We start from the raw sequence: 17,065 nt of genomic DNA on the forward strand, positions 1-17,065 counted from the left end.
CCGGCAGCATCCGTCATGCCTCTGTCACGCCTGCCGCCGTCAGCGGCGGCGCGTTTTGCGCAGCGCTGTAGCGCGGCCCCTCTTGCGCCGGCCGAGCGGCATCGCGGATAACCGATCGGCGCCGACATCCTCGTTCGGGCCAGAGCGAAAGTTCGCCAGACGTGCCGACCCTGTTCCGGTTCCTGTTCTTCCTCGCGGTCCTGGCCGGGCTGGTCTTTGCGGGCATGGTCGCGCTCGTCACCTTCGTCCAGCCGGTGCAGCGCGAGATGGTCGAGATCGTGCCGCCGGCCCGGCTGCAGCCCAAGACACCCTAGATGAGCCGGGTTCCGCGCCAGCGCCTCAGCGCCTTCCTCGACATGCTGGCGGCCGAGCGCGGCGCGGCGCGCAACACGCTCGAGGCCTATGAGCGCGACGTCTCCGACTATCTCGTCTTCCTCGCCGGCAAGCCGCTGGAGCAGGCGACGTCGGCCGATATCCGCGGCTGGATCGCCGATCTCGCGGCGCGCGGGCTGAAGGCGTCCTCGGCCGCACGGCGGCTCTCGGCGGTGCGGCAGTTCCACCGCTTCCTCTACACCGAAGGCCTCTGCGGCAGCGATCCGGCCGCGGCGATCGAGGGGCCGCGGCAGGGGCGCCCGCTGCCGAAGGTGATCTCGGTGGAGGCCGTCGACCGATTGCTGGCCGCGGCGCGCGAGGCCTGCGAGCGGGAGGGGCTGTCACCGGCCGCCCGGCTGCGGGCGCTCAGGATGCGCTGCCTTGTCGAGATGCTCTATGCGACGGGTCTGCGCGTCTCGGAGCTGATCGCCCTGCCGCTCTCGGCCGCGACGACGCGGGAGCGCTTCCTGATCGTGCGCGGCAAGGGCGACAAGGAACGGCTGGTGCCGCTGAACGAGGCGGCGCGCGCCGCCGCCCGCGCCTGGCTCGAGGCGCTGGGCGAGGCCGGGCAGGCGGAGGGCCGCTGGCTGTTTCCGGCCGAGGGGGAGAGCGGCCATCTTGCGCGCCAGGTCTTCGGGCGCGAACTCAAGGCGCTGGCCGGGGCGGCCGGGATTCCGGGGGCGGGCCTGAGCCCGCATGTGCTGCGCCACGCCTTCGCCAGCCATCTGCTGCAGAACGGCGCCGATCTCCGGGTAGTGCAGGAATTGCTCGGCCATGCCGACATCGCCACGACGCAGATCTACACCCATGTCCTCGACGAAAGGCTGAAGAGCATGGTGCGCGACCTCCACCCGCTGGCGGACGAAGGCTGAGGCGGCTTGCCGGCCCGTCATTGCGAGCGAGGCTTCGTCGCTTTCGCTCCTCGCGATGACGGCTCGCGGAAGGCCTCAGCTTTCGACGCAGCGGATCTGCTGGACGCGCTTGGGCATCTCGCCGACCGCCGGGATGAACTGCCCGGTGGCGGGGTCGAGGATCATCAGCACGCCGGTCGCCACCGCGAAGAAGGCGCCGTGCAGATGCAGCTTGCCCTTCTCCTCGAGGATCCTCACGCAGGGGAAGGTGCGCAAATTGATCAGCGACTGCTGGATCGAGGCCAGCTCGAGCCGGTGCAGATAGTCGTCGAAGTTCTCGTTGCGGCCGCGCCCGCCGGTGCGCTCGGCCGCCGGAGCGATCAGGGTGATCCACTTGCCGATGAAGTCGCCCGGGGACAGCGCCTTCTGGCTGTCGTCGGCGAAAGCGCGAATGCCGCCGCAGCGGCCATGGCCGAGCACGACGATATGCTGGACCCTGAGCGCCTGCACCGCGTATTCGAGCGCGGCGGAGGTGCCGTGGAGCTGGTCGTCCGGCTGGAAGGGGGGGACCAGATTGGCGATGTTGCGGGCCACGAACATCTCGCCCGGGCGCGCATCGAAGATCACCTCCGGCGAGACGCGCGAATCGCAGCAGCCGATGAGCATGATCTTCGGCGTCTGGCCGTGCTCGCCGAGTTCCTCGTAGCGGTCCTGCTCGCGGACGAAACGATCGTCGAGAAAGGCGCGATAGCCTTCCGTGAGCCGCTGGGGAAAGGGCGTCGCAGGCTTGTCCATGGCCATTGTGGAACAGGAAAGCGAGGGAGCCGTCAAGCGGAATGCTGCGCTGCGGCAGGTGAAAATACGGCTCAGCGCGCGGCGAAACGCTGCTCCAGCCGCGCCAGCAGCGCCGCTTTTTCGCCCTGCAGGGCGACCGTTTTCAGCCGCGCGGTGGCGCCGCCGGCGATGGCGACCTGCGAGCGCGGCAGCTTCAATTCCCTGGCGATGAGGGCGATCAGGGCGGCATTCGCCTCGCCCTCGGTCGGCGCGGCCCGGACGCGCGCCTTCAGCACGCAGCGCCCGTCCGAGAGCGTCTCGAGCCCGTCGAGCGCGTCGCGCCCGCCGCGCGGCGTCAGCCGCACCGCGACGGCGAGGCCGTCCCTGGTCTCCCGCCAGGGCGGGGCCGGCTCGTGCCCGGCCGTTCCCGCAGGGGGAAGGGTGCCCATGTCTTGCCCCCTATGTCGCGTCCGCGCCTTGTCCAGCCGTGATCCCAGCCTCTAGGCTGGCCCCGGGCCGATCCGGCATACCGCCTGGGAGGCCGCGCGCGCAATGGAGAGCCTGCCTTGACCGAACCCTGCGACCTCGGCGCCGTCGCCGCCCGCGCCCTGATCGGGGCGAAGAAGCTTTCGGCCCGCGAGCTGCTCGAAAGCTGCATCCGCCGCATGGATGCGGTCGACCCGGCCGTCAACGCCATGGTGGCGCGCGACGACGAGGCCGCCCGCAAGGCCGCGGCCGCCGCCGACGAGGCCACCGCGCGCGGCGACAGGCTCGGCGTGCTGCACGGCCTGCCCATCGGGATCAAGGACCTGGAGAACACGGCGGGCCTGCGCACCACCTATGGCAGCCCGCTCTATCGCGATTTCGTGCCGGAGCAGGACCAGCGCGTCGTCGCCTCGGTGCGCCGGGCCGGGGCGATCATCGCCGGCAAGACCAACACGCCCGAATGGGGCGCCGGCGCCAATACGCGCAACGCCGTCTATGGCGCGACCGGCAACCCGTTCGACCCGTCGAAGAGCGCGGCCGGGTCCTCGGGCGGTTCGGGCGTCGCCCTGGCGACCGGCATGGTGCCGCTCGCGACCGGCTCCGACACCGGCGGCTCGCTGCGCAATCCCGCCGCCTTCAACGGCATCGTCGGCTTCCGCCCGACGCCCGGCCTGGTGCCGAGCGAGAAGCGGCTGCTCGGCTGGTCCCCGCTTCCCGTGCTCGGGCCGATGGCGCGCAACGTGCCGGATCTGTGCCTGCTGCTCTCGACCATGGTCTCCGACGACGGAGCCGATGCGCTCGCCACCACGATCCACGGCAAGACGGTGCGGCGGCCTGAGGACTTCGTCCGGCCGGAGGCGATCGACCTGGCTTCGCTCAAGGTCGCGCTGACGCCGGATTTCGGCTTCGCCCCGACCGAGCGGCTGATCCGCGAGACCTTCTTCGAGAAGACCGGCGCCTTCAGCCATCTCTTCCATGCGGCGGAGGAAGCGACGCCGGATTGCGAGGGCGCTGACGAAGTCTTCGAGATCCTGCGCGCGGCCTATTTCCTCGCCAGCCATCTCGACAAAGTGCGCGATACGCCCGAGATGGTCGGGCCGAATGTCCGCGCCAATGTCGAGGAGGGCCTGGGCTATTCCGCGCTCGACGTGACGCGGGCGATGAAGCAGCAGACGGCGATCTATCAGCGCTGGCAGGGCTTCTTCGCCGATTACGACGTCATCCTGTCGCCGGCCGTGACGCTGAGCCCGCGGCCCTGGACCGAGCTCTTCCCGGCGCAGATCGACGGCAAGCCGACCCGCACCTATTTCCACTGGCTCGCGCTCGCCTATGCCGTCACCATCGTCGGCCATCCGGCGATCTCGCTGCCGGTCGGGCTCGACCGCAACGGCATGCCCTTCGGCCTCCAGATCGTCGGGCCGCGCGGCGGCGACGCCAAGGTGCTGGCGGTGGCGGCGGCGCTGGAGGCGGCGCTCGCCGGCGATCCGCTGACGGCGCGGCCGGTGCCGGATCTCGACCGGCTCGCCCGGGCGCGCCCGATCAGCGAGAGCCCGAATTTCATGGGCTTCGCCTGACGGCGCGCCCGCGACCCGTTTCACCACCACAACAACAAGGAGAGGGATCATGAAACGACGCGATTTTCTGAAGGGGACGAGCGCGCTGGCCCTGGCCGGGCCGGCGCTGATACGGACGGCGCAGGCGCAAAGCGCGGATCTGATGAAATTCGTGCCGCAGGCCAACCTCACCGCGCTCGATCCGATCTGGACGACGGCGACGGTGACCAACAACCACGGCTACTACGTCTTCGACACGCTCTATGGCGGCGACCTCGATCTGAAGCCGCAGCCGCAGATGGCCGAGGGCCACGAGATCTCGGCCGACCAGAAGACCTGGCGGATCAGGCTGCGCGAGGGCCTCTCCTTCCATGACGGGGCGCCGGTCAGGGCCGCTGACTGCATCCAGAGCATGAAGCGCTGGTGCCAGCGCGATCCCTACGGCCAGCTCCTCGCCAGGGTCGTCGAGGCCTGGAACGCGGCCGACGACCGGACCATCGAGATCAAGCTGACCCGGCCCTTCCCGATGATGCTCGACCTGCTGTCCAAGGCCGACAACCCGCCCTTCATCATGCCCGAGCGGCTGGCCCAGACCGACGCCAACAAGCAGGTCACGGAGGTCGTCGGCTCCGGCCCCTACACGTTCGTCGCGGGCGAGTTCGTCACCGGCAGCAAGGTCGTTTACGAGAAGTTCGACGGCTACAAGCCGCGCAGCGAGGCGCCCAGCCGCAATGCCGGCGGCAAGGTCGCGCATTTCAAGCGGATCGAGTGGAACGTGCTGCCCGACCCGGCGACGGCGGCGGCGGCGCTGACGCGCGGCGAGGTGGACTGGTGGGAGCGGCCCCTGGCCGATCTCCAGCCGATGCTGGCGCAGAGCCCCGACATCAAGCGCGAGGTCATCGACACGGCCGGGCGCGGCGCGATCATCCGGCTCAACCATCTCCAGCCGCCCTTCAACAATCCGAAGGTGCGCGCAGCCGTGCGCATGGCGGTGAAGCAGGAGGACTATATGCGCGCCTCCCAGGGCGACGACACCTCGATGTGGCAGACCTGCCGCAACCTGTGGTGGCGCGGCACACCGTACTATACCGGCGAGCAGGAGGACCTGATGCCGCAGAGCCTGGAGAAGGCCAGGGCCGCGCTGAAGGAATCCGGCTATAACGGCGAGAAGGTCGTGATCATCAACCCGACCGACTTCCCGGATATCGGCCCGCTCGGCGAGGTGACCTTCGAATTGCTCAAGCAGCTCGGCATGAATGTCGAGATGGCGGCGAGCGACTGGGGCACGGTGATCCAGCGCCGCAACAGCCGCGAGCCGGTTGAGAAGGGCGGCTGGAGCATCTTCCACACCACCGGCTCGGCCACGGGCTGGGGCAACCCCGCCTTGTCGAACCTCGTGCGCGGCCAGGGCGAGAAGGGCTGGTTCGGCTGGTGGAAGAGCGACAAGGCGGAAGCGCTGGCCGAGGAGTGGCTCTACGGCGCCGACGAGGCGACGCAGAAGCAGAAGGCGATCGCGCTCGGCCGGCTGGCGCTGGAGGAGGTCGGGACGATCCCGCTCGGCCAGTTCGTGATCCGCACGGCCTATCGCAAGACCCTGACCGGCATGCTGCCCGGCTCGGCGCCCTATCCCTGGGGGCTGAAGCGCGCCTGAACGCGGCGCCGGAACGGGAAAGGGCGGCCGCGGGGCCGCCCTTCTTGCATGATCCGGTGCGTTCGGGGTCAGCGCTGCGCCGCGACCGCGGCCGACCAGGGCGAGGCGGCGTCGCTCGACCCCTCGGCGCCGTCGCGGCCGACGCGGATGAAGTTGGGGCAGGCATAGTTGATCGGCAGCACCGCATGCTCCGCGAGCAGGGTCGGGCCGGCGGCTTCGAGCGCGGCGATGATCGCGGCCGGCAGGCGCTGGTCGGCACTGGTCGAATCGGGGCCGGAGACGTCGATGCGCGGCTGGTGCGCGGTCCGCTCGGTGTCCATGGCGAAATCGAGCTGCCAGGCCAGGGTCTGGTAGACGCTGGCGAGGATGCGCCGCCCGCCGGAGGAGCCGGCGGCGAGGCGCGGCCAGCCGCCATCCTTCGGCGTGACCACGACCGGCAGCATGTTGCAGAGCGGCCGGGCCCCGGGCGCGATGGCGTTGGCGCTGCCGGGGCGCGGGTCGAACCACATCATGCCGTTGTTCATCAGCACGCCGGTCGCGGGCAGCACGACGCGGCTGCCCATCGAGGACAGCAGGGTGGTGGTGACGGAGACGAGGTTGCCCTCGCGGTCGACGACGGTGAGATGCGTCGTGCAGGTATCGCCCGGCTCCTTCGCCGCCGCCGCGGCGCCGAGCCCGTCGAGCCGCTCGCGATAGGCCTGCCGCATCACGCGCGAAAGCGCGGCGAACCAGGCGGCCGAGGGGCCTGCGGCGTCGACGGGCGCATCGGCCATGCCGGCGACGACGCGTTCGAACGTGGGCGCCGCGGTCAGGCCGCCGGCGGTGTGGATCAGATGGCTGTCGCGCCAGGCGATGGTCGGCGCCTCGCGCAGCTCGGCCCGGCAGTTCGCCAGGTCCTCGGCATCGACCACGCCTCCGGCCGCGGCGATGTCCGCCGCGATGCGCCGGGCGATGTCGCCGCGGTAGAAATCGTCGAGCCCGGCCTGGGCCAGGCGCTCCAGCGTCGCGGGCAGTTCACCCAGCACCATGAAGCCCGGCGAGCCCTGATAGGGCGGCACCGGCGGCAGGCCGCCGGGCAGATAGATCCGCGCGCTTTCCGCATAGAGCCGCAGGACGGCGGCGGAGGAGGCGATCTTCAGCGTCGTGTACCAGTCGGCCGGCAGGCCGCGCTTCGCCAGGGCGATCGCGGGCGCCAGCAGATCGGCGAGCGGCAGCTTCGAGCCGAAGGCCTCCTTCAGCCGGGCATAGCCGGCGACCGAGGAGGGCGTGACGAAGGAGAGGGGGCCGTGGATGTTGCGGTCGTCGGCGACCTCCGGCCAGGTGAACAGGTCCTTCTTCATCTCGCCGGTGAGGGGGTAGTCGGCGGGATTGGCCCGGCGCGGCGCGACCGGCCCGAAATCGACGACCTGCGCGCGGCTCTCGCCGGCCTTGAGCACGACCGCGAAGCCGATGCCGCCGAGGCCGCTGTTCCAGGGCTCGACCGCCGCCAGCGCGAAGCAGGTGGCGACGGCGGCGTCGGCGGCGTTGCCGCCCTGCTCGAGGATCGCGGCGCCCGCCTCGGCCGCTTCCCGGCTCTGGGAGACGACGATGCCGTTCCGGCCGCTGGCCGAGGGCTTGGTCAGCGTCCAGTTCTGGGTGCGATAGGGTGTGGCGGGCTTATACACGAGGCGGCCTCCGCGGTTTGTCGGCGGCGGCATACTGCATGGGCGGGCATGCGAGGTCGAATGCGTCCTGCCCGCGTTCGGGTCGCGTCCCGCGCAGGGCGCGGGCGCGCGGCCTGCCTCAGAACACGTTCGGGTAGATGTAGCGGATGATCACGCTCTGGATGAAGTAGATGATTAGCAGCAGGATGATCGGCGAGATGTCGATGCCGCCGAGATTGGGCAGCCGCTCGCGGATCGGCCGCAGCAGCGGCTCGGTCAGGCGATAGAGCATGTCCCAGACGGTCGCGACGAACTGGTTGCGGGTGTTGATGACGTTGAAGGCGATCAACCAGCTCAGAACGGCCGAGGCGATCAGGATCCACACATAGATCTGCAGCGCGAGCAGGACCACGTCGAGAACGGCACGCATCGGTCTTCCTTTTGGGCCGGTACGGGGAGTTGCCGCAGAATATCGTCGAGACCTGCCGAAAGAGGCAACGGAAGCGATTGACATCCACGCGACGCACGGCCTAGAAGGCCAGCGCCTTGGGGCTGTAGCTCAGTTGGGAGAGCGCTGCAATCGCACTGCAGAGGTCAGGGGTTCGAATCCCCTCAGCTCCACCAGCCACCCGCTGCGTGGTTGACGGTCCGGCAAGCCAGCATATGAGAAATCCGGGTGCTCGCCGCGGTCCGCGCATGTGGACCCGTTCGGAATGACGCGCCTGCATCCGGTTCCGTTGAAGGCGGGGCCGGCTGCGCCCGTCGGGCGGCCAGATCCCGCCGGGCGGCCAGAACCGGGCATCTTCGGTCGAGCCTCGCCTTTGTCGATCATGCTCAGGCTTGTTTCATCGGATTTCCTGATACGTCATATCAACATTTGGCCGGTTTTCGCGCGCTCCGGCTTCGTCATAGCTTAGTTGGGTTCAAGGGCCGAACAGGGCCGCAATATGCCGGCGCGGGCGATATGCCTCGACCGGCACCGGCGCGATGCCCGGTCTCGTGCTCGTTTCTTGAACCTTCGCCCGCGTCGCCGCGGTCTTGCGTGAGTCAGAGGGGGATTCATTACTTCCGATTGCGGGGCGAGAGGCCCGACAGACGCAGATTTCGCCCCGGCGAATTCCATTTTTACCGAATCGGAATCGCGATTCATCACAAAAACGGCTCGCAACAAGGTCGGATCCAACCGGCGAGGCGAGCGAACAAGAAATCCGGAGGAGACAGAGGATGAGGGTTCGCAGTATTTCGGGGATTCTGCTGGGCGTGGCCGCGGGCCTCACTGCCGGCAGCATTCAGGCTGCCGAGAATACCTACAAGATCGGCATGCTGACGTCGCTGTCGGGCTATGTCGCGAATATGGGCCTCGGCGGGCGTGACGGCCTGATGCTGGCGATCGACCAGATCAACAGCGCCGGCGGCATTCACGGCCGCAAGGTCGAGGTCGTCCAGTTGAACGACGAATCGGACGCGACGAAGGGCGTTCCGCTTGCGGTCAAGATGATCGAGGGCGAGAAGACGCTGGCGGTCGTCGGGCCGGTGCGCAGCGACATCGTCGAGGCCGTGGCGCCGATGATGATCAAGAACCGGGTCGTGAACATGGTCTGCTCGACGATCCTGCCGACCAAGTCCGACTACGCCTTCGCGACCGCGCCGACACCCGAAGAGGAAGCCCCCGTCGCCATCGCCTTCCTGAAGCAGCAGGGGGCCAAGTCGGTCGCCATCCTGAGCGCCATCGACGTCTGGGCCAGGACGCTGGGGCAGGTCTGGGCCGCCGAGGCGAAGAAGCAGGGTCTGACGGTGGTCGCGGCGGAGAGCTACAACTCCGCCACCGACAAGAACTTCATCCCGCAATTGTCCAAGTTTAAGGCGGCCAACGCCGATTGGATCCTGGTCACCGGCGCGGGCCCCGCGGCCGGCCTGATCCTGAAGCAGAAGGCGGAAATCGGCTACGCCGCCAAGGTCTTCGGCAGCACGACCTTCCCGGTGGCGGGGCTCTCGGCCCTGATGCAGATCGGCGGACCGGCCGCCGTCGAGGGCACCTATTTCGCCGCCGTGCCCTTCTCGGTCTGGGACACCTTCCCCAGCGACGATCCGCGCGCCAAGACGATCGGGGATTTCCGCGAAGCCTTCAAGGCCAAGTACGGCCAGTATCCCGAGCCGGCCCAGTGGTGGGTGGCGCAGAACTACGACATCGGCATGCTGCTCGCCGAGGGCATCAGGCGCGCGGGTCCCGAGGTCACCGGCGAGACGCTGAAGAAGGCGCTCGAGGACATCCAGAGCCAGCAGGGCGTTCTCGGCGTCACCTACAGCTACGCGCCCGGGCACCATTCCGGCGTCAGCGGCGTGGTGGTCGCGCAGATCAGGAACGGAAACGTGGCTCTGGTGTCGAAGTGACCCCCAGCCTTTTGATCGACGTACAGGGCTTGACCAAGACATTCGGCGGCGTCACGGCCCTGGACAAGGTCGACTTCTCCGTGGCGCCCGGCCGGATCGCCGGGCTGATCGGCCCCAACGGAGCCGGCAAGTCGACCTTCTTCAACGTGCTGACGGGCGTGCTTCCCGGCAATGGCGGCGAAATCCGCTTCGACGGCAAGCGGCTGAACGGGCTCCAGCCGCATGCGCGGGTGCGCCTCGGCATGGTGCGGACCTTTCAGAAGATCCACCCCTTCCACGGAATGACGGTCCTCGAATCGGTGATGGTCGGCTGCCATACGCGCGGCGGCGCCGGGATGCTGTCGGCGATGCTGCGCCTTCCCGCGGTCAAGGCCGAGGAGCGGCGCTTTCGGGAGGCGGCCGAGGCCGCGCTGGCCTTCGTCGGGCTGGGGAGGCAGGCGCAAGCGCCGGCCGACGCCCTGCCGCTCGGTCATCAGCGCCTGCTGCAGATCGCCTGCGGCCTGGTCACCGATCCGCGCGTCATGCTGCTGGACGAGCCGGCCTCCGGGCTGGATGCGAACGAGACGGCGCGCCTCGCCGATCTGCTGATCGCCATTCGCGCACAGGGAAAAACGCTGGTGCTGGTCGAGCACGACATGAGCCTGGTCATGAAGATCTGCGATCAGATCACCGTCCTCAGCTTCGGCCGCAGGCTGGCCAATGGCAGCCCGGACGAAGTCCGTCGCAACCCCAAGGTGATCGAAGCCTATCTCGGGAGCGGTGAGCATCGTGCTTGAGGTCCGGGATCTTAAAATTTCCTACGGTCAGATCGAAGCCCTGAAGAACGTCTCGATCCAGGTCGGCCGCGGCGAGTTCGTCGGGGTGATCGGCGCCAACGGCGCCGGCAAGACCTCGCTTCTGATGGCGCTTTCGGGGGCGGTGCGGGCCGGCGGCGGCAGCGTCGTCTTCGACGGCGAGGAGGTGACGCACCTCCCGCAGCATCTGCGCGTCGGCCGCGGCATCGCCATCGTGCCGGAAGGCCGGCAGGTGCTCGGCCCGCTGACCGTCATGGAGAATCTGGAGCTCGGCGCCTATCAGCGCCGCGCCGAAGCCCGGGCGGTGATCGCCAGGGACCGGGACATGATCCTCGACCTGTTCCCGATCCTGCGCCAGCGCGCCCGGCAGCTCGCGGCGACGCTCTCGGGCGGCGAGCAGCAGATGCTGGCGATCGGCCGCGCGCTGATGAGCCGGCCGCGCCTCCTGCTTCTCGACGAGCCCTCCTTCGGGCTGGCGCCGATGGTCTTCGCGGAGATCCTCGCCACCTTGCGGCGGCTGCATGCGGAAGGGCTGGCCTGCCTGATGGTGGAGCAGGACGCGCATGTCACGCTGGAAACCACCAGCCGAAGCTACGTTTTTCGAACCGGTCAGGTCATCATGGAAGGATCGAGTTCCGAATTGCGAGAGGGCGGCCTGGTTCTGGTCGAGGAGAGCTATCTCGGCTCGGGAGAAAAATCCTCATGATGGACCTGCTGCCGGTTCTGCTGGTCAACGGCGTCGTGTTCGGCGCAATCTACGCCATCAATGCCATCGGCATTGGCCTCGTCTACAACACGACGGGGATCATCAACTTCGCGCAGGGCGAGTTCATCATGCTCGGCGGCATGCTGACGGCCTGCCTTTACGGCCAGGCCGGCCTGCCTCTGCTGGTCGCGATCATCGGCGGCGTGGCCCTGACCGTCGTCGTCGGCCTGCTGACCGAACGGCTCTTCATCCGGCCGCTGTGGCGGCGCGGCGCGAAGGACTGGACCTATGTCTTCATGCTATTCGCGGTGGCCACCGTGCTGCCCAATCTGGTGATGCTGGGCGTGGGACGCGATCCCCTGACCTTTCCCACCTTCGGGGGGCTGCCCGCGGTACAACTGGGGTCGGTGACCCTGAGCAGCCAGGCCCTCTGGGTGCTGCTGGTGACGGTGGCCGTGTTCTTCGCCCTGCAGGGCTTCTTCGACCGCACGCTGCTGGGCAAGGCCATGAAGGCGACGGCGATCAACCGCCGCGTCGCCGCCTGGCTGGGGATCGCCGTCGAGCAGATGGTCGCGATGTCGTTCGGCCTCGCCGCGCTGCTGGGCGCCATCGGCGGCGTGGTCTTCACGCCCCTGATCAGCACGCAGTTCGACGCCGGCGTCTCGATGACCCTCAACGGCTTCGCGGCCGCGATCATCGGCGGCATGGGCAACATGCGCGGCGCGATCGTCGGCGGCCTGGTGATCGGCATCCTGCAGTCGATCAGCACGGCCTTCATTTCGTCGGTCTACGGCGACGCGGTGACCTACGCCGTGCTGTTCGGCCTCCTGGTCGTCTGGCCGCACGGACTGTTCCGCCCTCTCATCGAACTGAAGAATGAAGAGATATGAGCTGGCGTCCTAACCATACGCAGAGCGTGTTCGTCCTGATCGCCGCCGTCGTGGCCTTCCCGTTTTTCGGGGGCGCCTCCGCGACGACGGTGATGGCGCTGGGCGGCCTCTACGCCATCGTCGCGATCGGCCTCAATCTCCTGGTCGGCTACGCCGGAAAGATCTCCTTCGGCCACAACGCCTTCATGGCGCTGGGAGCCTATGCTTCGGGGATTCTGACGGTGACCTATGACTGGTCGCCGCTGGCGGCCATGCTCGCCGCCACCGCCGGCAGCGGGCTGGTGGCTTTCGTGATCGGGGCGCCAATCCTGCGCGTGCGCGGGCATTATCTGGCGATGATCACGCTGGCCTTCGCCCAGATCGTCATCATCGTCAGCACGCGGTGGACCGAGGTCACGGGCGGGCTGACCGGCATCCCCGGCGTGCCCGATTTCAGCATCCTCGGCTTCGCCTTCGATACGAAGCAGAAGATGTACTATCTCATCTGGTTCGTGACGATCGTGCTGTTCCTGCTCTCGTTCAGGATCGTCGATTCCCGCTTCGGCCGGGCGCTGCGGGCGCTGGGCGCCCATGAGGCGGCCGCCGCCTCGCTGGGCGTCGACGTGGTGCGGTGCCGCATCCAGATCTTCGTGCTGAGCGCCGTCTACGCGGCCCTGGCGGGGAGCCTCTACGCGCATTTCCTGAACTATGTAAACGGCACCTTCTTCGACCTGAGCGTCATGATCCAGTTGATGGCGATCCTCGTCGTCGGAGGCATCGGCACGCTCTGGGGGCCTCTGGTCGGGGCCGTGCTGCTGGTCTGGGTCTCGCACAGCCTCGGCAGCTACGCCGAATACAGCCAGCTCATCTTCGGCGTGCTCTATGGCGGCGCCCTGCTGTTCCTGCCGCGCGGCGCGGTCGGCGAGATCGCGGCGCGGCTCAAGGGCACGGGGAGCAGGCTCCGCTCCGGCTGAGGGGCTGCGGCCCCGGCCGGCGCGCTTTCACCCAGGCCGTCTTGCACGAAGGAGACCCAGGATGTCGTCCGTGATTTACACGCAGATCCCGCGATGCGCTCGCGACCTTCTCGACCAGATCGCCGCCTTTCCGGTCGCCGACCTGCACGAGGCGCTGGGCGCGATCGAGGGCCGGATGCGATTGCTCAGCCCCCGGATGCGCCCGATCGGCGTGTCGCAGCGGGCGGTCGGCCAGGCGGTGACCTCCTATAACTACCCCGGCGACAACCTGATGATCCATGCCGCGCTCAAGGTCGCGCAGCGCGGCGACATGCTCGTGCTGGTCAATGGCGGCGTATCGCAAGGCGCCCTCTGGGGGGATGTCGCGACCACCTTCGCGATGGAGAAGGGCATCGCCGGCGTCGTCGCCGACGGCCCGGTGCGGGACACCGATGCGGTGCGGTCGATGGGCTTCAACGTCTGGTCGACGATCGTCTCGCCGGCTCATCCGGAAAAGCGCGGACCGGGATCGGTGAACATTCCGGTCGTCTGCGACGGCGTGCTGATCGAGCCCGGCGACATCATCGCGGCGGATGACGACGGGGTCCTCGTCATCCCGGTCCGCCTGGCGGCCGAAACCGCCGCGCGGGCCAGGCGCCGCAACGAAACCGAGCAGGAGGTCCGCAAGCAGATCAGGGCGGGCAAGACGCTGTTCGAGATCATGAACATCCAGAAATACGTGGATGCGGCCGATATCGCCGTGGTCGACGGGGTCTGTCCGGGCCTGGCCGGCGGCCAGCGCTGAGCGCCGCTTCCGACCGGGCGATCGGCTGGAGAACGCTCCGGACGGCGGTTCCCATCGCGGCCGCCCGCGCGGCCTCGTCGAGATGAACCGCCCCTTAGCGTGCAGGATCAGGGGCCACCCGGCGGTCGGGGGCCTGCCATCCCGGTTCCGACGGGTTTCAGCGACAGAGGCGCCCGAATCGCATGGCGATCCGGGCGTTTCGTTTTCCGAGCGCTTCCTTCAGCCCGCCGCGGCCCGCCGGGCCGCCTCGTTGCCGTCGATGATGCGCGAGAGCGTGCTGTTCATCGTCGCCAGCTCCTCCGCCGGCACGTTGCGGAACAGCAGTTCCTCGCATTGGCGCGCATGCGCGATGATCTCCTTCACGCGCACTTCGCCGGCAGGGGTGAGCCGGACGCGCCCTTGGCTGTCCGCCGTCACCAGCCCCAGCGAGATCAGCGCTCCCAGGACGTTCTGGCTGGCGTTGAAGTCAAGCAGCAGTTCCGGCAGCAGCGCTTCGAGGGTGCTGCCGGGGTTCGCCGCGCAGGCGCGCAGCAGGCGCGCCTGCATCAAGGTCAGGCCGAGGCCGGCCTTCATCCGCGCTCTCTCCACCTCCGCGGCGATCAGCGAATAGGCCCGGATCATCAGATTCGACAGGACTTCGCTCTCGCCCTCCTGGCTCGACGCGCGCGTCTCCACCGCCAGCGCCTCGATATCGGGATGGTTCGCGGTGACGGCGTAGCGTCCCTTGGAGAAGATCAGCGGCGCGCGATCATAGCGCGAGAATGTCTCGACCTCCCCGACCAGGATGAGGTGGTCGCCGCCCTCATAGGCGCAGGTCCGGCGGCATTCGAAGCTGGCGGCGATGCCGTGGAGCAGCGGCGCGTCGCCGCGGCCCCTGCCGTGCACGAGGTCCTGGAACTTGTTCGGCGCCGATTTGGCGAAGAGCTGCGAAAGCGCAATCTGGTCGTCGGCCAGCACGTTGACGGCGAAATGCGTGCAGGCCTCGAAAGCGGCAAAGCTCTGGCTCTCGCGCCGGATCGACCAGAGAACCAGCGGCGGGTCGAGCGAGACAGAGCTGAACGAGTTGGAGGTCAGCCCGTAGGAGGCGCCATCGACCGTCGTGGTGATGACCGTCACCCCGGTCGCGAACTCTCCGAGCGTGCGCCGGAAGGCGCCCCGATCCGCCGCCGGAGTGCCGCTTTCAACGGGTGATTTCATCGTTGCCGTCCTTTGGTCGGACCGCGGCGTCGTTTCAGCGCGCTGCGGGGGTGATCCTGATCTGGATGCCGTTCTCGGTCCGGCGCGCCTGCCGTTCCAGCCATTGGGAAAACCGCTCGCGAAGGTTGTCGAGCAGCCATTGGGCCGCCAGCCCGGGCGGCTCGTTGACGCGGTAGGCCGCATAGAGCGGGAAGAGCAGCGGCCGGTCCTGGTGGATCGCGAGCCGCAGCTCGACGAGCCGGCCGGCCTCGAGATGGGGACGGGCCAGATGCGTCGGCATCACGCACCAGCCGAAGCCGTTCAGCGCGAAATCCAGACGGTTGAACTGGTCGACGAAGCTCCAGCACTTCGTTCCCATCACGACGCCCTGATAGCGCCGGGTGCGGTCCGTCAGGGTGAGCTGGACATGCTCGTCGAGCTCCGATTGCGGGATCAGTCCCGATATCGAGGCCAGCGGGTGCTGCGACGAGGCGACCAGCGACACGGGCACGTTGCCGAGGAACTGGAACTGGATGCCGGGGAGCCCATTGAAGGCCGGCGAATAGATCGAGAGGCGCGCATTGCCTTCCAGCAGCGACTGCTCCGGCGCTCCCAGCCCCTCGGCGAAGAGGGTGACGGAGACGAGTGGGTATTTGGCGCGAAAATCGTCCAGCGCGGCGATCAGGACGTCGTTCGGGAAGACCTGCTCGATCGCGAGGCTGATCTCCGGCTCGGCGACGGTGCCGATGCTTTTCGCGCGGGCGCGCAGGGCGTCGGCGCTGCTGACGATGCGCTTGGCATCGGCAAGGATCGCCTTTCCGGCGTCGGTGAGCTGCGGAAGCTTGTGCGAGCGGTCGAAGAGCTGCAGCTCGAGCGCATCCTCGAGCGATTGCACCGACTGGCTGACCGCGGACTGGACCCGGTTGAGCTTGCGCGCCGCCGCCGAGAAGCTGCCCAGCTCCGACACGGTGATGAGTATCAGGAGCTGATCCAGGGTCATCCTGTTGATCATGTCCGTGCTCCCTCCAAAGAACCGGGCACGGTGATAGCGCGAACGATCCGGCATGCCACGAGGAAGTTGCCGGCGCTCGCGAGGCCCGGCGGCGCCGTTTCCGCCGGGGATTCCCGTCGCAGGCTTCGCAGTGTGGGGAACCGTCCGCATCCGCGATCGCTCCTCAGAAGCCGTAGAGGCGCGCCGGATTATCGGCGAGGATCGCCTTGCGATCGGCGTCGGAATCGGTGCAGGCGAGCAAGAAGTCGAGCAGGTCCGCATCGTCGGGCGCATGCTCGTTCAGATGCGTCGGATGCGGCCAGTCCGATGCCCAGAGGAGGCGCTCGGCGGATTGACGCACCAGCGCGGCCGCCAGCGGAACGACGTCGGCATAGTCCGGGCCGCCGCGCCTGGAGATGTGATAGGCGCCCGAGATCTTGACGTAGACGTTATCTTGAGCGGCCAGCCGCAGCAGGGAGCGGAACGCTTCGTGATCGGGGGGGACCGGCTGCGAGTAGCGCCCGATATGGTCGAGCACGACGGTTCCCGGAAGGCGCGCGATCAACGCCTCGTATTGCGGCAGCTCCATGCCGTCGAGCTGCACCTGGACGTGCCAGCCGCTGCCGGCGAGGCGCTGCGCCATCACCGGCAATTCGCGCCATTCCATCATGCCGCCGCGCATCTGGTGGAAGCGCACGCCGCGGGCGCCGCGCTTCCAGAGGCTGTCGAGCTCGGCGTCGGAGATCGTGGTCGGCACCGTCACGACGGTGCGCGCGGCGTCGCCGATCGCCGCGGCGGCGTCGAGGATGCAGCGATTGTCGAAGCCGTAGCTGACCGGCTGGACCAGGACCATCCGCTCAAGGCCGAGCCGCTCCTGGACCTTCCTGTAATCCGCCAGCAGGAAGTCCGGCGGAAACAACCACGCCTTCGACGAGGTCGGATAGGCGCTGTCGTAGACGTGCATATGGGTGTCGCAAGCGCCGGCAGGCGCCTTGAGCCGGGGGGCTCGCTTGGGCGTCGTGGACATCGTCGCCTCTTTCCTGCTGCGTG

17 protein-coding genes and 1 tRNA gene are annotated in these 17,065 nt (G+C 68.5%); 11 read left to right on the top strand and 7 right to left on the bottom strand.

The genetic code is table 11. The features are described from left to right. Positions 1 to 161 precede the first annotated feature (161 nt). Together ACWH43_RS01070 and ACWH43_RS01075 are read left to right on the top strand one after the other, a co-directional pair. Positions 162 to 314, top strand: coding sequence for a histidine kinase (locus ACWH43_RS01070; RefSeq protein WP_158444220.1), 153 nt, complete (start codon positions 162 to 164; stop codon positions 312 to 314). Next, complete coding sequence (locus tag ACWH43_RS01075) at positions 315 to 1,244, top strand: site-specific tyrosine recombinase XerD (RefSeq protein WP_158444221.1); 930 nt, start codon at positions 315 to 317, stop codon at positions 1,242 to 1,244. Positions 1,245 to 1,319: 75 nt separating this feature from the next. Here ACWH43_RS01075 and ACWH43_RS01080 read toward each other — a convergent pair whose 3' ends face one another. Together ACWH43_RS01080 and ACWH43_RS01085 are read right to left on the bottom strand one after the other, a co-directional pair. Beyond that, entirely contained in the window at positions 1,320 to 2,018 is a 699-nt protein-coding gene (locus ACWH43_RS01080) for a carbonic anhydrase (protein WP_158444222.1), read from the bottom strand. Between the two features lie 71 nt (positions 2,019 to 2,089). Beyond that, positions 2,090 to 2,446 (bottom strand): DUF167 family protein, encoded by a 357-nt coding sequence (locus tag ACWH43_RS01085; RefSeq protein ID WP_158444223.1) that lies wholly within the window; start codon positions 2,444 to 2,446, stop codon positions 2,090 to 2,092. A 117-nt stretch (positions 2,447 to 2,563) separates the two neighbouring features. On the opposite strand from ACWH43_RS01085, the gene ACWH43_RS01090 reads away from it, so the two are divergent. Together ACWH43_RS01090 and ACWH43_RS01095 are read left to right on the top strand one after the other, a co-directional pair. Beyond that, positions 2,564 to 4,057: an amidase gene (locus ACWH43_RS01090; protein ID WP_158444224.1), complete on the top strand. Its 1,494-nt coding sequence runs from the start codon at positions 2,564 to 2,566 to the stop codon at positions 4,055 to 4,057. 49 nt (positions 4,058 to 4,106) lie between these two features. Beyond that, the gene (locus ACWH43_RS01095) at positions 4,107 to 5,687 is read left to right on the top strand and encodes an ABC transporter substrate-binding protein (RefSeq protein WP_158444225.1); all 1,581 of its coding nucleotides are present in this window, start codon (positions 4,107 to 4,109) and stop codon (positions 5,685 to 5,687) included. A 68-nt stretch (positions 5,688 to 5,755) separates the two neighbouring features. Here the strand turns inward: ACWH43_RS01095 and ACWH43_RS01100 are convergent, their stop codons facing one another. Together ACWH43_RS01100 and ACWH43_RS01105 are read right to left on the bottom strand one after the other, a co-directional pair. Then, complete coding sequence (locus ACWH43_RS01100; protein WP_260348220.1) at positions 5,756 to 7,351, bottom strand: gamma-glutamyltransferase; 1,596 nt, start codon at positions 7,349 to 7,351, stop codon at positions 5,756 to 5,758. A gap of 118 nt (positions 7,352 to 7,469) precedes the next feature. Further along, entirely contained in the window at positions 7,470 to 7,760 is a 291-nt protein-coding gene (locus ACWH43_RS01105) for a YggT family protein (protein WP_158444227.1), read from the bottom strand. Positions 7,761 to 7,878: 118 nt separating this feature from the next. Between ACWH43_RS01105 and ACWH43_RS01110 the strand changes: the two genes are divergently transcribed. The 7 genes from ACWH43_RS01110 to ACWH43_RS01140 all read left to right on the top strand — a co-directional run bounded on the left by ACWH43_RS01110 (position 7,879) and on the right by ACWH43_RS01140 (position 13,848). Beyond that, positions 7,879 to 7,954: transfer RNA gene (locus tag ACWH43_RS01110), tRNA-Ala, on the top strand. A 600-nt stretch (positions 7,955 to 8,554) separates the two neighbouring features. Next, positions 8,555 to 9,721 (top strand): ABC transporter substrate-binding protein, encoded by a 1,167-nt coding sequence (locus tag ACWH43_RS01115; RefSeq protein WP_158444228.1) that lies wholly within the window; start codon positions 8,555 to 8,557, stop codon positions 9,719 to 9,721. 29 nt (positions 9,722 to 9,750) lie between these two features. Next, positions 9,751 to 10,497: an ABC transporter ATP-binding protein gene (locus ACWH43_RS01120; protein ID WP_260348219.1), complete on the top strand. Its 747-nt coding sequence runs from the start codon at positions 9,751 to 9,753 to the stop codon at positions 10,495 to 10,497. Continuing rightward, on the top strand, positions 10,490 to 11,221 hold the full coding sequence (locus ACWH43_RS01125; RefSeq protein WP_158444250.1) for an ABC transporter ATP-binding protein: 732 nt from the start codon (positions 10,490 to 10,492) through the stop codon (positions 11,219 to 11,221). The genes ACWH43_RS01120 and ACWH43_RS01125 overlap by 8 nt, the downstream gene beginning before the upstream one ends. Next, a complete protein-coding gene (locus tag ACWH43_RS01130; RefSeq protein WP_158444229.1) occupies positions 11,218 to 12,111 on the top strand; it encodes a branched-chain amino acid ABC transporter permease in 894 nt (297 codons plus the stop codon). Before ACWH43_RS01125 ends, ACWH43_RS01130 begins: the two co-directional genes overlap by 4 nt. Then, positions 12,108 to 13,064 carry a branched-chain amino acid ABC transporter permease gene (locus ACWH43_RS01135; protein ID WP_158444230.1) on the top strand — a complete coding sequence of 319 codons (957 nt, stop codon included), beginning with the start codon at positions 12,108 to 12,110 and terminating at the stop codon, positions 13,062 to 13,064. The genes ACWH43_RS01130 and ACWH43_RS01135 overlap by 4 nt, the downstream gene beginning before the upstream one ends. Before the next feature lie 61 nt (positions 13,065 to 13,125). Further along, a complete protein-coding gene (locus ACWH43_RS01140; protein ID WP_158444231.1) occupies positions 13,126 to 13,848 on the top strand; it encodes a 4-carboxy-4-hydroxy-2-oxoadipate aldolase/oxaloacetate decarboxylase in 723 nt (240 codons plus the stop codon). A gap of 219 nt (positions 13,849 to 14,067) precedes the next feature. Here ACWH43_RS01140 and ACWH43_RS01145 read toward each other — a convergent pair whose 3' ends face one another. From ACWH43_RS01145 to ACWH43_RS01155, 3 genes are all read right to left on the bottom strand, one after another. Then, positions 14,068 to 15,045, bottom strand: coding sequence for a flavin reductase family protein (locus ACWH43_RS01145; RefSeq protein WP_260348217.1), 978 nt, complete (start codon positions 15,043 to 15,045; stop codon positions 14,068 to 14,070). Positions 15,046 to 15,079: 34 nt separating this feature from the next. Continuing rightward, positions 15,080 to 16,036 (bottom strand): LysR family transcriptional regulator, encoded by a 957-nt coding sequence (locus ACWH43_RS01150; protein WP_260348216.1) that lies wholly within the window; start codon positions 16,034 to 16,036, stop codon positions 15,080 to 15,082. A gap of 163 nt (positions 16,037 to 16,199) precedes the next feature. After that, entirely contained in the window at positions 16,200 to 17,042 is an 843-nt protein-coding gene (locus ACWH43_RS01155; protein ID WP_158444234.1) for an amidohydrolase family protein, read from the bottom strand. Positions 17,043 to 17,065 lie beyond the last annotated feature (23 nt).

Source organism: Allobosea minatitlanensis (assembly GCF_964020775.1).

Excerpts from the sequence above, each read along its gene's own strand:
- ACWH43_RS01075 (WP_158444221.1), top strand. The coding sequence starts at position 315 with ATGAGCCGGGTTCCGCGCCAGCGCCTCAGCGCCTTCCTCGACATGCTG.
- ACWH43_RS01080 (WP_158444222.1), bottom strand. The coding sequence starts at position 2,018 with ATGGACAAGCCTGCGACGCCCTTTCCCCAGCGGCTCACGGAAGGCTAT.
- ACWH43_RS01085 (WP_158444223.1), bottom strand. The coding sequence starts at position 2,446 with ATGGGCACCCTTCCCCCTGCGGGAACGGCCGGGCACGAGCCGGCCCCG.
- ACWH43_RS01095 (WP_158444225.1), top strand. The coding sequence starts at position 4,107 with ATGAAACGACGCGATTTTCTGAAGGGGACGAGCGCGCTGGCCCTGGCC.
- ACWH43_RS01105 (WP_158444227.1), bottom strand. The coding sequence starts at position 7,760 with ATGCGTGCCGTTCTCGACGTGGTCCTGCTCGCGCTGCAGATCTATGTG.
- ACWH43_RS01115 (WP_158444228.1), top strand. The coding sequence starts at position 8,555 with ATGAGGGTTCGCAGTATTTCGGGGATTCTGCTGGGCGTGGCCGCGGGC.
- ACWH43_RS01130 (WP_158444229.1), top strand. The coding sequence starts at position 11,218 with ATGATGGACCTGCTGCCGGTTCTGCTGGTCAACGGCGTCGTGTTCGGC.
- ACWH43_RS01135 (WP_158444230.1), top strand. The coding sequence starts at position 12,108 with ATGAGCTGGCGTCCTAACCATACGCAGAGCGTGTTCGTCCTGATCGCC.
- ACWH43_RS01140 (WP_158444231.1), top strand. The coding sequence starts at position 13,126 with ATGTCGTCCGTGATTTACACGCAGATCCCGCGATGCGCTCGCGACCTT.
- ACWH43_RS01145 (WP_260348217.1), bottom strand. The coding sequence starts at position 15,045 with ATGAAATCACCCGTTGAAAGCGGCACTCCGGCGGCGGATCGGGGCGCC.
- ACWH43_RS01150 (WP_260348216.1), bottom strand. The coding sequence starts at position 16,036 with ATGATCAACAGGATGACCCTGGATCAGCTCCTGATACTCATCACCGTG.
- ACWH43_RS01155 (WP_158444234.1), bottom strand. The coding sequence starts at position 17,042 with ATGTCCACGACGCCCAAGCGAGCCCCCCGGCTCAAGGCGCCTGCCGGC.